Source organism: Leucobacter sp. CX169 (assembly GCF_017161405.1).
GTDB lineage: Bacteria > Actinomycetota > Actinomycetes > Actinomycetales > Microbacteriaceae > Cx-87.
This window is the reverse complement of the sequence record NZ_CP071051.1, coordinates 1443995-1456885: the sequence shown is the minus strand read 5'-3', so window position 1 is coordinate 1456885 and position 12891 is coordinate 1443995. Positions and strand designations below refer to the sequence as shown.

The following is a 12891-nucleotide window of genomic DNA, read 5'->3' as shown; positions in this document are numbered from 1 at the left end:
TGCGAAACCTGCTGGCTTTAGGCGCCGAAGCCTTTGAAACGCTCGTTGAACTTCTCGATGCGGCCGGCCGAGTCCATGATGCGCTGCTTGCCCGTGTAGAACGGGTGCGACTCGCTGGAGATCTCGACGTCGATCAGCGGGTAGGTCTCGCCGTCGAGCTCGATGGTCTTGCTGCTGCCCAGGGTCGAGCGGGTCAGGAACGTTGCGCCCGATGCGAGGTCGCGGAAGACGATCGCGTTGTATTCGGGGTGAGTTTCGGTCTTCATCGGGATCCTTCGAGTTGTGACTGCGTGATGGAGCTGAGGTGCGCGGCGCGCACGGAAGTCTTGAAGCGCACGGGCGCCAAATACAGAGTTTAGCAGATTACGCGAGCAAATTAGTCGCGCGCCACGGCCGAGTATCGACCGTTGCTCATCGTCAGGGCAAAAGGCAGACCGAATGTCGCCTCAAGCGTGTCGGCGGTGAGGGCTTCGGACAGCGGGCCGTTCGCGGTGACGATCCCGTCACGAAGCATGAGCACGTGCGTGAAGCCCGGCGGAATCTCCTCAACGTGGTGAGTCACCATCACCATGGCCGGTGAACTCGGCGACTGGGCAAAGCCAGACAACGCTTGCATCAGTCGTTCGCGCGACCCCAGGTCGAGGCTGGCGCTCGGCTCGTCGAGGAGCAGAAGCTCGGGGTCGGTCATGACGGCGCGCGCGATCATCGCGCGCTTGCGCTCGCCATCGCTGAGCGTGCCGAACGTGCGATCGGTGAGGTGCAGCAGGTCCCACTCGGCCAACACGCGCTCGGCCTGTCGCAGGTCGAGGCTGTCGTACTGCTCGTTCCAGCGGCCCGAGACCGAGTACGCGGCGGTGAGGACGACATCACGCACCGACTCATTTGCGGGGATGAGCCGCGCGTGGGCCGACGAGGCGAAGCCGATTCGGTTGCGGAGCTCGAACACGTCCACCTTGCCGAGGCGCTCGTCGAGTACGTCGACGGTGCCCCGCGTGGGGAAGGTCTGGGCGGTCGCCATTCCGAGCGCGGTCGTCTTGCCTGCACCATTCGGGCCCAGCACGACCCAACGTTCGTCGCTATTCACCGTCCAGTTCAGTCCGTCGAGGATGGCTCTGCCGTCGCGAATAAAGGAGACGTCGGTGAAACGCAGCACTGTGACCATGGGTTTCAGCTTAGCGCCGAGCGCGTGTGTGGGTGCCGTGTGCCGCGAGGTGGGTCGCGGAGATCCCTAGACTGGAAGGCATGACTTCACCGGCAGCCGTGCGCCCCCTCGTCGTCCTTGACTGCGACTCGACCACCATCCAGGACGAGGTAATTGAACTCCTCGCCGAGTCCGCCGGCACGCGCGCCGAGGTGGCGGAGGTGACCGAGCGTGCGATGCGCGGCGAGCTTGACTTTGCCGAGAGCCTGCGTGAGCGCGTGGCGACGCTGGCCGGAACACCCGACACCGTCTTTGCCGAGGCCTACCGCAAGGTGCGTAAGAGCGCGGGCATCGACGCGCTGGTCGCCGAGGTGCACGCGCGGGGAGGCCTGGTGGGTGTGGTCTCGGGAGGCTTCCACGAGGTGCTCGACCCGCTCGCCGCCGATCTTGGCCTGGACCATTGGCGGGCCAACCGGCTCGAGGTGACCGACGGCCGCCTGACGGGGCGAGTGAGCGGACCCATCGTCGACGCTGAGGCGAAGGCCGCGGCGCTGACTGAGTGGGCCAGCGCCGCGAACATTCCGCTCAGCGCGACGGTGGCGATCGGTGACGGCGCGAACGACCTCGCCATGATGGCCGTCGCGGGGCTTTCAGTCGCCTACAACGCGAAGCCGATCGTGCGCGAGCGCGCCGATGTCGAGGTTGAGAATGATCTCTCGCTCGTCATCCCGCTGCTCGATCGCCTGAGCAACTCTTAGGAACTGTTGGCGTGGGGCTAATGCCCCATTCCGAGGCCGCCGTCCACGGGAATGACCGCGCCGGAGATGTATCCGGCCTGGTCGCTTGCGAGCCACGATGCCGTGTTGGCGATCTCCGAGACCTGGCCGAACCGCCCCGCCGGAATCGAAGCGAGATACTGCTTCTGCTGCGCCTCGGGAAGTGCTGCGGTCATGTCCGTCTCGATGAAGCCCGGCGCGATGACGTTGGCGGTGATTCCGCGGCTGCCGAGCTCGCGCGTGAGCGAACGCGCAAAGCCGACCAGCGCTGCTTTTGAGGACGCGTAATTGATCTGCCCTGCCGAGCCGTAGAGGCCGACGACGCTTGAGATCAGGATGACGCGCCCGAAGCGCTGCTTCAGAAGCCCCTTTGCCGCGCGCTTCACGACGCGGAACGTGCCCGTCAGGTTCGTGTCAATGACGCTGGTGAACTCTTCCTCCGACATGCGCAGCAGCAGCGTGTCCTTGGTGATGCCAGCGTTCGCGACGACGACCTCAACGGGGCCATACTCCGCTTCGATTTGCGTGAAGGCAGCATCGATCGATGCGGCATCCGACATATCCGCGCTGACCGTGAGGGTGCCCTCGGGGCCAGACCCTGAGCGGGCGGTGACCGCGACGCGATGCCCGTCGGCCAGGAGGCGCTCGGCGATCGCGAAACCGATGCCGCGGTTGCCGCCAGTCACTACGACGGTGCGCGGGGTCTGATCTGCCAGCTGCGTCATGAGGGTCCTTCCGATGCGTGATCCCGGGGCGCGTGCCGCGAGAGGTGGCCTCCAGCCTACCGAACGGCAGGTACTCATTCGGGCAGAGCACAGCGGCACCGCGTAGGCTGTGGTCGAGAGAAATGGGGACATGCGCCGATGGTTGAACGCGCAGAAACCGGTGGCGCCGCCAGTAGCGGCGCACGGTTCACTGGAGGCACGTCCCGGCGACCTCACGCCTCGGACGCCCCGACCGAGTACCTCGTCACTTCCGTCGGCGAAACGCCCGCAGAGGAGCGCTCGCGGCGCATGCGCTCCTACTACGTCGCGATGAGTCTGCGACTGCTGTGCGTCGCCTCGCTCGCGTTCGTGCGCGGCTGGTGGATCATCATTCCCGCCCTCGGCGCGATCCTGCTCCCGTACTTTGCCGTCATGATTGGCAACGCGATCGGCAGCCGAGAGGGCTCGGCGCCGGCAGAGATGACGCCGCAGGCGCTCACCGGAGTGCCCGGCGAACCTCCCGAGCCCGGCGAGGCGGCAGGGCCGCTCCTCATCGTGGTCGATGCCCCTGCGGAGCGCCGATCGAGCGCACGGAGCGAGACGCCGTCCCCTCCCCCGACACACGTGCCCACTGAAAGCATGCCCGAACCCGGTGAGGCTGCCCGATGAGCGCCCTCGGGATGCTCGGTGGCGAGGTAGACGGCGGTGTGCGGTGCTCGCGCGCTGGGTGCCGAGACCGTGCTGACTGGGCGATCGAATGGCGCAACCCCAAGATTCACTCGCAGGATCGCCGCAAGACGTGGCTCGCCTGCGAGGCACACCGTTCAGTGCTCGAGGAGTTTCTCGCTGCACGAGACTTTCCCCTGCATGTAGTTCCCGTGTCCGCACTCGACAGCGCGTCGACCGGTACGGATCTGAAGGAGCACGACGCGTGAACGTCACCCAGGCACCCGAGGCGCCACTCGAGACCGAGTCCCCTGACGGGCCGATTGGCTGGTCGTTTCTCGGCTCGAGGCGATGGCTCGGGTACTTCGCGATGCTGCTGTTGTTCTCGGTCATCTGCGTGCTGCTGGGCAACTGGCAGTTCGAGCGCCGCGCAGAAGCGCGCGACGAGATCAACCGCATCGACCAGAACTACGATGCCGCCGCGGTCCCGATCGCAGACGCGCTCCCCGACCCCGCCGGGTACGACGAGAACGCGAATAAGTGGCTCACGGTCGAGACGACGGGCCACTACCTCGACGAGTACTTCCTGGCACGTAACCGCCCCAATCAGCAGCTCGTCGGGACGAACCTGCTCGTCCCGTTTGAGACCGAGGACGGAACGATCCTGTTTGTGGATCGCGGCTGGCTTGCGCCGGGCAGCGACCCGCAGACTCCCGAGTCCGTGCCGGCCTCGCCCGAGGGAACGGTCACCCTGCACGCGCGCCTGCGCGGCAGCGAGCCGCTCACCGACGGGCGGGAAACCGCCGGACGCACGGTCCCGAGCATCCACCTTCCCGAGCTCGCCCGCCTCGTCGACGCGCCGAGCTACACCGGCGCCTATGGGGTGCTCGTCTCTGAGTCGCCCGAAGCGGAACACGGCGCGCTTCCTCCGCGCCCCGAGCGCGATGAAGGCCCCCACCTTTCCTACGCGTTGCAGTGGTACGTGTTCATCATCATCGCCGCGACGGGCGTTGGGTACGCCGCGCGCCAGGAGTACCGCACCCTCAACGCTGGCAGCGCCGCCGTTCGCCGAGACGACGAACGTCTCGCTGAGCGCAAGCGTCGCCGGGGCCCGAGTGACGCAGACGAAGAAGACGCCCTGCTCGATCACTGAGCCGATGAGGACACAGCGTCAGGCAGGGCGTCTTAGCGCTCACACCGTTTCTAGGCGAGCTCGATGAGGTCCAGGTAGTCCTTTGCCCAGTGGTCCTCAGTGCCCTCGGGCATGATGAGCACGCGCTCGGGGTTCAGCGCCTCCACGGCACCAGAGTCGTGGCTGACGAGCACGACGGCTCCGCTGAAGTGCGCGAGGGCATCCAGGATCTCTTCGCGGCTGGCCGGGTCGAGGTTGTTCGTGGGCTCGTCAAGCAGCAGCACGTTCGCGCTTGACACGACGAGCATCGCGAGCGCGAGACGGGTCTTCTCGCCACCGGACAGCACACCGGCCGGCTTGTGCACATCATCGCCGGTGAACAGGAACGAACCCAGCACGCGGCGGGCCTCAGTCTCAGTCAGGTGCTGCGACACACCCACCATGTTGTGCAACACACTGGCTTTGACGTCGAGCGTCTCGTGCTCCTGCGCGTAGTAGCCGACCTTCAGGCCGTTGCCGGCGATGATCTCACCGGTGTCGGCCTCGTCAACGCCTGCCAGAATACGCAGCAGGGTCGTCTTGCCCGCGCCGTTCAGGCCCAGGATCACGACCTTCGAGCCACGGTCGATCGCCAGGTCGACGCCGGCGAAAATCTCGAGCGAGCCGTAAGACTTGGAGAGACCGCGTCCCATGAGCGGGGTCTTGCCGCAGGGCGACGGGTCCGGGAAACGGAGCTTGGCGACCCGCTCGACCTGGCGCACCTCTTCGAGGCTCGACAGCATCTTCTCGGCGCGCGCGACCATCTGGTGAGCGGAGGCCGCCTTCGAGGCCTTCGCGCCGAAGCGCGCGGCCTGATCCTGCAGCGCAGTCGCCTTCTTTTCGACGTTCGTGCGTTCCTTGCGGCGACGCTCCTCGTCGCTGGCGCGCTGACGCAGGTACAGCTTCCAGTTCATGTTGTAGACGTCGATGACCTGGCGGTTTCCGTCGAGGTAGAAGACCCGGTTCACGGTGTCCCCCACGAGCTCAATATCGTGGCTGATCACGATGACGCCGCCGCGATAGCTCTTCAGGAACTCGCGCAACCAGACGATTGAATCGGCGTCGAGGTGGTTGGTGGGCTCATCGAGGATCATCGTGTCGGCGTCCGAGAAGAGGATGCGCGCGAGCTCGATACGGCGGCGCTGGCCGCCCGAGAGGGTCGAGAGCGGCTGGTCCAGGATCCGGTCCGGCAGGCTGAGGTTATTCGCGATGGACGCGGCCTCTGCCTCGGCGGCGTACCCACCGAGCGTCTGGAAGCGATCGGTCAGGTTACCGAAGCGCTTCATGCCCTTCTCGGACACGGCGTGGTCGTCCGACGCCATGTCGAGGGTGGCCTGCGTCATCTGCTCGGAGATCGTGCCGAGGCCGCGCGCGTCGAGGATGCGGTTGCGTGCAATCTGCGTGGGGTCGCCGGTGCGCGGATCCTGCGGGAGGAAGCCGAGCTCACCGTTGACCTTGACCGAGCCTTCTGCGGGCTCGAGCTCGCCGGAGAGCGTGCGCGTCAGGGTCGTCTTTCCGGCGCCGTTACGCCCCACGAGTCCGATCTTGTCGCCGGGGTTGACGCGGAACTCGACACCCGACATCAGGCGGCGTGCGCCGACGTCAATGGCGAGATTCTCGACGGTAATCACTGATGAACTCCTTGTGAGCGCTCTACTGATGCGTTAAACCAACGGGCAAAGTCGAAATCGAGCAGACGCGACTCCTGGCATGAGGGTCCTCCCCCGCCGGCAGCGCCGAATCCGGGTGGACAACCGCCCCAGTCTACTCGATGACGCTGCGTGGTGGCTGCGCGTGCCGTGAGCTGCGCGAATGCGGTCTAGCTCGAACGGGGTGATTCGGTGACTGGCCACGCTCCGGAGGGGATGCCCGCTTGCTGCAGGGCGGTTACCACGGCATCGACGTGCTTGGTGAAGTGAGGGGCGGCGAAGTTGCCCGCGGGCAGCAGCGGCTTGGAGTCGATGCGGAAGAAGATCCCGGTTGCGTCCGAACCTATCTCTGAGACCGTGACTCTCGCGGGCATCGACTTCTTCCAGAAACCTGGAATGAGGGCGATTGGCAAGAAATCAGCGGACACCTGGCCGGCGATGTTGAGGGCGAGCGAGCCCCATCGCAGTTGTACCGGGAGCGTGTGCGGCGCGGAATCCAACTTGTAGCCACTCTGCACAAGGGAGCCAATAATGACCGCCAGCGCAGCGTCGGTCGTTGCGCCGGCGTGCACGGTGCGCCCGAACTCTAGCGAATTGACCATTGCTGCTACAGACTCCAGGAAGAGGCAATGCTGCGCTCAGTTGCGACGTATCGTTCCTGCGCCGCGGCTGCCGCGTCGCTTGCGGAATCAAGTAGCCCACGCATCTCGTTCAAGCCGGTGCTCCACCGGCGGTGTGCGTCTGCATACGCGAGCTGGGCGTCACCGGACCAAGCGACAGCGAGTACGGCAGAGCGCGACTCAAGGGCAGCAAGCTCGGCCGCTATCTCGCTCGCCGCAACGCGAAGCGTCGCCACAGCAGCCTCAAGGGAAGACGAATCTACGTTGAGCATGGGTCACCTACACCGTTCCGAATCGCTGCTGGAAATCGCGAACTCGCTGCTGCATCTGCTCGAGCATCTCCTCTGCCTCAGCGCGCGGCGAGGCCTCATCAGGGTCTTCCTCTGTGAGCCTATCCATTCGCTCATTGAGCTGATCGATGTTCCCACGCAGGAGCTTCCGCACGCGCACCGCTTCCGCGGACGTATCTTCGCCCCGCAAAACCTCATTGAGCGTGGTCTGATTCAGATCGATCCGGCTCTGGAGTACTTGCCAGTCTCTCCCGCGCGCTCCACTTCGATTGAGCTTGGCGGTCTCCTCGTTGGCCCGCTCCTGCTCACTCCGCTGCTCCGCAAGCTGCTCGGCGAGTGAGGCCGAGAGTGCGTGCAGTGAATCGATTGCCGCCCGCATGCGCTCCTGCGCGTCTTCGAAGTTCACGCGCGCACCGCCCGTGTCACAACGCTATTCACCAGATCCTCGGCCATGAACGCAGCCTGCGCGATCTTCTCCCGTGCAGCGATGAACTCGTTGATCGCGTCCATCAATGCGTTGATCGCCATGTTGATGCCTTTGACGATCATCAGCACCTGCCGAATCTGGGTCATTGCCGTGATGGTCGCCGTGATCCAGCCGGCGACTGGAACAGTGAGCTGGGGAATGATGAGCAGCACGATCGTCTCGATCAAGCCAATCGCTGATGCGACCGCTGCGCAGGCGAGCCGCGCGGCGGTGACGACAAGATCGACCATGCCCGAGACTGCATCGTAGGCGTAGCTCAGGGCCACAGTGGCGGCGCTCATCGCTGCCATCACCAGTTGGTAGGCGTTCGCCGCATCTCCGACCCAGCCGCTTGTTTGTCCGGGAAGTCCCGAGAAGTTGCCAGCGGTCTCCATGAGATTTTGGCCGCCATGGCCCCACGCGGCCGAGGCGCGGCCGATGGCTTGCCAATCGCCGCCGAACGGCTTCAGGACATACTCTTCGAGCACGCTGTAGCCCAAAATTTGGTCGAGCACCCAATCAATTGAACCGAGGATCAGGCCGGCATTCCAGCGGAGCTCTTCGACGAAGTTGTCCGTTTTCGTCTCCGGCGCGACGAGATAGCTACTGGGATCCGAGCGCTCGACCACTCCCCCGCGACCGGTCATATGAGAGAGCCGATCGACCGTCGTAGCTACGGTGTGGGAGACAAGATCCGCTCCCTCGGAGGCAGAATCAGCCGCGGTCAGGATGTAGTCGAAGTCGAGTGGCTTCGCGGAGCGAGACGTGCCGTAGTCCGCGTCCGCGCTGGAGACTGCCCCACCCAATCGGGGGAAGTCTGAAGGAGAAACCGGAAAAGGTGAAGCGCCCGTGCCCAGCTGGCGCAGGAGCGCATTTGCTTCGGCATACGCTTCACGATCTGCATCGAGGTAGGAGTTGAGCGACGCGCGCGTGTTCTGGCCGGCCCAGCGTGACGCATCGCCGATCAGCGTGGCGCCGTATTTTCCGGCATCAACCACCAGGCCGTTGACCGGGTGCAGCAGTTGCAACAGAAAGCCGAACGAGGACGCCTCCAACCGGCACTGCGCATCCAGGTACTGCTTCAGTTTCTCGCTGTGTACTCGCTGACGATCGAGGAGCTCAGCCGCCATGCTGAGTTGCGTGTAATCCACTGAAAACGTTGCCATTCAGAAGCTCCCCAAAGCCCTTCGTTCGATTAAGCCTATCGTCCCAAAGGAGTGGGGCGGGCTCCGCCTCTCGGCAGAACCCGCCCCACTCTGAAGCCCACTGGGCTGTTAGATGCTGAAGCCCAACCGCTTCGCGGGGCGCTCGCTATTGATTGCCCACTGGGCAATCAAATGCTAAAACCGAGCGCCCTCATCATGTCGCGGCCGTCATCTGTGATGCGCTGCGGCGTCCACGGCGGCATCCACACCCAGTTGATGCGGAAGGCTGTGACGAGTCCGTCCAGCGACTCGGCGATATCGGCCTCGATCACGTCGGTCAGCGGGCAGCCGGCGCTCGTGAGCGTCATGCTGATGACCAGCGCGTCGTGCTCCTCGTCGAAGGCGAGATCGTAGATCAGGCCAAGGTCGACGATGTTCACACCGAGCTCGGGGTCAGAGACCTCCTTGAGTGCCTCGAGCGCCTGCTCGCGGAACTCCGGGTCGATCGTCAACGTCGTCATGATTAGGCCTGCGCGTCCTCGGTCAGGAAGCGGTCGTAGCCCTCCGACTCGAGACGATCTGCGAGCTCGGGGCCACCCTGCTCAGCGATCTTGCCGTTCACAAACACGTGCACGAAGTCCGGCTTGATGTAGCGGAGAATGCGCGTGTAGTGCGTGATGAGCAGCAGGCCGAGACCGGTGCTGTCCTTGGCGCGGTTGACGCCCTCAGAAACGATCTTCAGCGCGTCGACGTCGAGGCCCGAGTCGGTCTCGTCGAGGACACCGAACTTCGGCGTGAGGAGCTCCATCTGCAGGATCTCGTTGCGCTTCTTCTCGCCGCCCGAGAAGCCCTCGTTGACGTTGCGCTCCGCGAAGGACGAGTCCATGCGGAGGTTCTCCATGGCGCCGCGAACCTGCTTCATCCAGCCACGGATCGCGGGCGCTTCGCCCTCGATGGCCGTCTTGGCGGTGCGCAGGAAGTTGGCGTTGGTGACGCCCGGGATCTCGACCGGGTACTGCATTGCGAGGAAGAGCCCCGCCTTGGCGCGCTCGTCAACGCTCATCTCGGTGACCTCTTCGCCGTCGAGCAGAATCGATCCGCTGTCAACGATGTAGCGAGGGTGGCCGGCGATCGTGTACGCGAGCGTCGACTTGCCCGAGCCGTTGGGGCCCATGACGGCGTGCGTCTCGCCCTGCTTGATCGTGAGGTCGACGCCGCGCAGGATCTGCTTCATTCCCTGATCGGTCTCAACGCTGACGTGCAGGTCCTTGATCTCAAGAACGGAACTCATGTGGTGATCTCTTTCGTAACAGTGGGGTCAATGTACACGTATCCGTCTTCGATCTCGACGACGTACACGGGAACCGGCTCGTAGGCCGGCAGGTTCTGCGGGACGCCGGTGCGCAGCGAGAACGCCGAGCCGTGGGCCCAGCACTCGAGCGTGTCACCCTCGATGAATCCCTCAGACAGGCTGATCTGGCCGTGCGAACAGGTGTCCCCGATCGCGTGCACCTCACCCTGATTGTCGAGCACTACCGCGATGTCGACTCCGCCGAGCTCAACCTTGATGGGTTGATCCTGCACGAGGTCGGCAACCGGCAGCACTTGGGTGCGCGCCATCTAGTACACGCCCTCTTCGAGCTCCGCCTCGATTGCTGCCTGCAGGCGCGCCTCCGTTGCGGGGTGACCGATCTGGTTGATGACCTCGAGCAGGAAGCCACGCACGACGAGCTTGCGTGCCTCCTCCTCCGAGATGCCACGGCTCATGAGGTAGAACAGGTGCTCATCGTCGAACCGGCCGGTGGCGCTGGCGTGGCCGGCACCCTCGATGTCTCCGGTCTCGATTTCCAGATTCGGAATCGAGTCCGCACGGGTGCCCGGTGAGAGCACAAGGTTGCGGTTCTGCTCGTAGCTGTCGGTGCCCTCGGCGCTGCGCCGGATCAGCACATCGCCGATCCAGACGGTGCGCGCTCCTTCGCCCTGCAACGCGCCCTTGTAGGTGACGCGGCTGCGCGTGTGCGGCGAGAGGTGGTCGACGTAGACCTGCTGCTCGAGGTGCTGACCGGCGTCGGCGAAGTACGCGCCGAGTGCCTCGATGCCAGCTCCCTCGTGATCGAGGTGGAACGACGGATTCAGGCGAACGGTCTCGCCGCCCAGCGACACCACGATGTGGGTCAGCTCAGCGTTGCGGCCAATCGTGGCGTAGTGGCTCGACAGGTGCGTTGCCGCGTCGCCCCACTGCTGCACCGAAACCACGGTGAGCTTGGACTCGTCGCCCAGCACGATCTCGACGTTCTCCGAGAGCAGGGCTTCGCCCGTGTGCTCGAGGATGACGAGGCCGCGCGAGAACGGCGTCGACTCGATGACGAGGTGCGCCGCGCGAGCGGCGGTCCCGAGTGAGTCTCGGGTCACCACGACGGTGCTCTCCTCTTCACCGCTCACGGTGATGAGCAGAGCCTCGCCGAACGCCGACCAAGCAGCGGCTGCGCCGCGCTCCTCCGGGGTGCCGGCGCGGCCGATACGGGCGTCATCGCGAGCAATCCATTCGTGCGAGATGCCCTCGGCCTCGGAAACGGTCACCGGGGTGCGGCTTCCGTCAAGCTCACCGTTCAGGAGCGCGTCGAGCTTCTTGATGGGGCTGAACTTCCAGTTCGCCTCGCGACCCGTAACGATCGGGAAGTCTGCAACATCGGTCGAGGTGAATCGCTCGGAACGCGTCTGCACGGGCACCTTGCGATCCCATCCGCCGTCCGAGTGCGCCTTCAGGCCGTGCTGTGCGGTCTCGGCGGTCGTATCAACGATCGTCATTATCCGACGGATCCTTCCATGCCCATCTCGATGAGCTTGTTCAGTTCGAGGGCGTATTCCATGGGGAGCTCGCGGGCGATCGGCTCGATGAAGCCACGGACGATCATTGCCATGCCTTCTTCTTCCGTCATTCCGCGGCTCATGAGGTAGAAGAGCTGGTCTTCGCTCACACGCGAAACCGTCGCCTCGTGCCCGAGCACCGCGTCGTCCGTGCGAATGTCGATCGCCGGATAGGTGTCAGAGCGAGAGATGCGGTCAACGAGCAATGCGTCACAGACCACCGAGTTGGCGGCGTGGTGCGCGCCAGCTTCAATGCGGATCTCGCCGCGATAGCCGGTGCGGCCGCCGCCACGCGCGATCGACTTCGACAGGATCGAAGACGTCGTGTGCGGGGCGAGGTGCACCATCTTGGCGCCCGCGTCCTGGTGCTGGCCGGGGCCGGCAAAGGCGACCGAGAGCGTCTCGCCCTTGGCGTGCTCGCCGGTGAGGTAGATCGAGGGGTACTTCATGGTGACCTTCGAGCCGATGTTGCCATCGACCCACTCCATGATGGCGCCCTCTTCAGCAATCGCGCGCTTCGTGACCAAGTTGTAGACGTTCGTCGACCAGTTCTGGATCGTGGTGTAGCGAACGCGAGCGTTCTTCTTCACGATGATCTCCACGACCGCCGAGTGCAGCGAGTCAGAGCTGTAGATCGGGGCCGTGCAGCCCTCGATGTAGTGCACGTAGCTGCCCTCGTCGGCGATGATCAGCGTGCGCTCGAACTGGCCCATGTTCTCCGTGTTGATACGGAAGTACGCCTGCAGCGGGATCTCGACGTGGACACCCTTCGGGACGTACACGAACGAGCCACCCGACCACACAGCGGTGTTCAGGGCCGCGAACTTGTTGTCGCCCGACGGAATGACGCTGCCGAAGTACTCCTGGAAGATCTCGGGGTGCTCGCGCAGCGCGGTGTCGGTGTCGAGGAAGAGCACGCCCTGCTCCTCCAGATCCTCGCGGATCTGGTGATAGACGACCTCGGACTCGTACTGAGCCGCAACGCCGGCAACGAGGCGCTGACGCTCCGCCTCGGGGATGCCGAGCTTTTCGTACGTGTTCTTAATCTCGTCCGGGAGTTCCTCCCAGGTCGTCGCCTGCTTCTCAGTCGAACGAACGAAGTACTTGATGTTGTCGAAGTCAATCCCCGACAGGTCCGCACCCCAAGTGGGCATCGGCTTCCGGCCGAAGATCTGCAGCGCCTTCATGCGACGCTCGAGCATCCACGCCGGCTCGTCTTTCAAGGCGGAGATGTTCTTCACGACGGCATCGCTGAGTCCGCGTTTCGCGGTGGCACCAGCGATATCCGAGTCGTGCCAACCAAATTCGTATGTGCCCAAACCTTCGAGTTCAGGACGATCAATCAGAACGTCTGGCATCCTCTTCCCTCTTCTGGATCTCGCTGGGGGGAGCAAC

17 protein-coding genes are annotated in these 12891 nt (G+C 64.6%); 5 read left to right on the top strand and 12 right to left on the bottom strand.

Going from position 1 to position 12891, the window contains the following annotated elements; translation table 11 throughout:
• Window positions 1–17: 17 nt before the first annotated feature.
• Together JW030_RS06570 and JW030_RS06565 are read right to left on the bottom strand one after the other, a co-directional pair.
• Window positions 18–266: a type B 50S ribosomal protein L31 gene (locus JW030_RS06570; RefSeq protein ID WP_188044752.1), complete on the bottom strand. Its 249-nt coding sequence runs from the start codon at window positions 264–266 to the stop codon at window positions 18–20.
• A gap of 110 nt (window positions 267–376) precedes the next feature.
• Window positions 377–1162 (bottom strand): ABC transporter ATP-binding protein, encoded by a 786-nt coding sequence (locus tag JW030_RS06565; RefSeq protein ID WP_188044753.1) that lies wholly within the window; start codon window positions 1160–1162, stop codon window positions 377–379.
• Between the two features lie 80 nt (window positions 1163–1242).
• Here JW030_RS06565 and serB point away from each other — a divergent pair, with 80 nt between their 5' ends.
• Window positions 1243–1899 (top strand): phosphoserine phosphatase SerB, encoded by a 657-nt coding sequence (gene serB, locus JW030_RS06560; RefSeq protein WP_188044754.1) that lies wholly within the window; start codon window positions 1243–1245, stop codon window positions 1897–1899.
• Window positions 1900–1916: 17 nt separating this feature from the next.
• Here serB and fabG read toward each other — a convergent pair whose 3' ends face one another.
• Entirely contained in the window at window positions 1917–2642 is a 726-nt protein-coding gene (fabG, locus tag JW030_RS06555) for a 3-oxoacyl-ACP reductase FabG (protein WP_188044755.1), read from the bottom strand.
• Between the two features lie 138 nt (window positions 2643–2780).
• Here fabG and JW030_RS06550 point away from each other — a divergent pair, with 138 nt between their 5' ends.
• The 3 genes from JW030_RS06550 to JW030_RS06540 are packed head-to-tail and all read left to right on the top strand — an operon-like array spanning window position 2781 to window position 4440.
• The gene (locus JW030_RS06550) at window positions 2781–3290 is read left to right on the top strand and encodes a DUF3099 domain-containing protein (protein ID WP_188044756.1); all 510 of its coding nucleotides are present in this window, start codon (window positions 2781–2783) and stop codon (window positions 3288–3290) included.
• Window positions 3287–3556 carry a hypothetical protein gene (locus JW030_RS06545; RefSeq protein WP_188044757.1) on the top strand — a complete coding sequence of 90 codons (270 nt, stop codon included), beginning with the start codon at window positions 3287–3289 and terminating at the stop codon, window positions 3554–3556. The genes JW030_RS06550 and JW030_RS06545 overlap by 4 nt, the downstream gene beginning before the upstream one ends.
• Window positions 3553–4440 (top strand): SURF1 family protein, encoded by an 888-nt coding sequence (locus JW030_RS06540; protein WP_241095591.1) that lies wholly within the window; start codon window positions 3553–3555, stop codon window positions 4438–4440. Before JW030_RS06545 ends, JW030_RS06540 begins: the two co-directional genes overlap by 4 nt.
• Before the next feature lie 50 nt (window positions 4441–4490).
• Here JW030_RS06540 and JW030_RS06535 read toward each other — a convergent pair whose 3' ends face one another.
• The 3 genes from JW030_RS06535 to JW030_RS06525 form a co-directional block, all read right to left on the bottom strand.
• Complete coding sequence (locus JW030_RS06535) at window positions 4491–6041, bottom strand: ABC-F family ATP-binding cassette domain-containing protein (protein WP_223159819.1); 1551 nt, start codon at window positions 6039–6041, stop codon at window positions 4491–4493.
• A gap of 236 nt (window positions 6042–6277) precedes the next feature.
• The gene (locus tag JW030_RS06530) at window positions 6278–6709 is read right to left on the bottom strand and encodes a hypothetical protein (protein WP_188044759.1); all 432 of its coding nucleotides are present in this window, start codon (window positions 6707–6709) and stop codon (window positions 6278–6280) included.
• A gap of 5 nt (window positions 6710–6714) precedes the next feature.
• Window positions 6715–6999, bottom strand: a complete 285-nt coding sequence (locus JW030_RS06525) for a WXG100 family type VII secretion target (protein WP_188044760.1) — start codon at window positions 6997–6999, stop codon at window positions 6715–6717.
• Between JW030_RS06525 and JW030_RS06520 the strand changes: the two genes are divergently transcribed.
• The gene (locus tag JW030_RS06520) at window positions 6998–7357 is read left to right on the top strand and encodes a hypothetical protein (protein ID WP_188044761.1); all 360 of its coding nucleotides are present in this window, start codon (window positions 6998–7000) and stop codon (window positions 7355–7357) included. The genes JW030_RS06525 and JW030_RS06520 overlap by 2 nt on opposite strands.
• A 62-nt stretch (window positions 7358–7419) precedes the next feature.
• Here JW030_RS06520 and JW030_RS06515 read toward each other — a convergent pair whose 3' ends face one another.
• The 6 genes from JW030_RS06515 to sufB all read right to left on the bottom strand — a co-directional run bounded on the left by JW030_RS06515 (window position 7420) and on the right by sufB (window position 12854).
• The gene (locus JW030_RS06515) at window positions 7420–8649 is read right to left on the bottom strand and encodes a hypothetical protein (RefSeq protein ID WP_188044762.1); all 1230 of its coding nucleotides are present in this window, start codon (window positions 8647–8649) and stop codon (window positions 7420–7422) included.
• 167 nt (window positions 8650–8816) lie between these two features.
• Window positions 8817–9149, bottom strand: a complete 333-nt coding sequence (locus JW030_RS06510) for a metal-sulfur cluster assembly factor (RefSeq protein ID WP_188044763.1) — start codon at window positions 9147–9149, stop codon at window positions 8817–8819.
• 2 nt (window positions 9150–9151) lie between these two features.
• The gene (sufC, locus tag JW030_RS06505; RefSeq protein WP_188044764.1) at window positions 9152–9919 is read right to left on the bottom strand and encodes a Fe-S cluster assembly ATPase SufC; all 768 of its coding nucleotides are present in this window, start codon (window positions 9917–9919) and stop codon (window positions 9152–9154) included.
• Entirely contained in the window at window positions 9916–10248 is a 333-nt protein-coding gene (locus JW030_RS06500; protein ID WP_188044765.1) for a non-heme iron oxygenase ferredoxin subunit, read from the bottom strand. The genes sufC and JW030_RS06500 overlap by 4 nt, the downstream gene beginning before the upstream one ends.
• A complete protein-coding gene (sufD, locus tag JW030_RS06495) occupies window positions 10249–11436 on the bottom strand; it encodes a Fe-S cluster assembly protein SufD (protein ID WP_188044766.1) in 1188 nt (395 codons plus the stop codon).
• Window positions 11436–12854 carry a Fe-S cluster assembly protein SufB gene (gene sufB / locus JW030_RS06490; protein ID WP_188044767.1) on the bottom strand — a complete coding sequence of 473 codons (1419 nt, stop codon included), beginning with the start codon at window positions 12852–12854 and terminating at the stop codon, window positions 11436–11438. The genes sufD and sufB overlap by 1 nt, the downstream gene beginning before the upstream one ends.
• Window positions 12855–12891 lie beyond the last annotated feature (37 nt).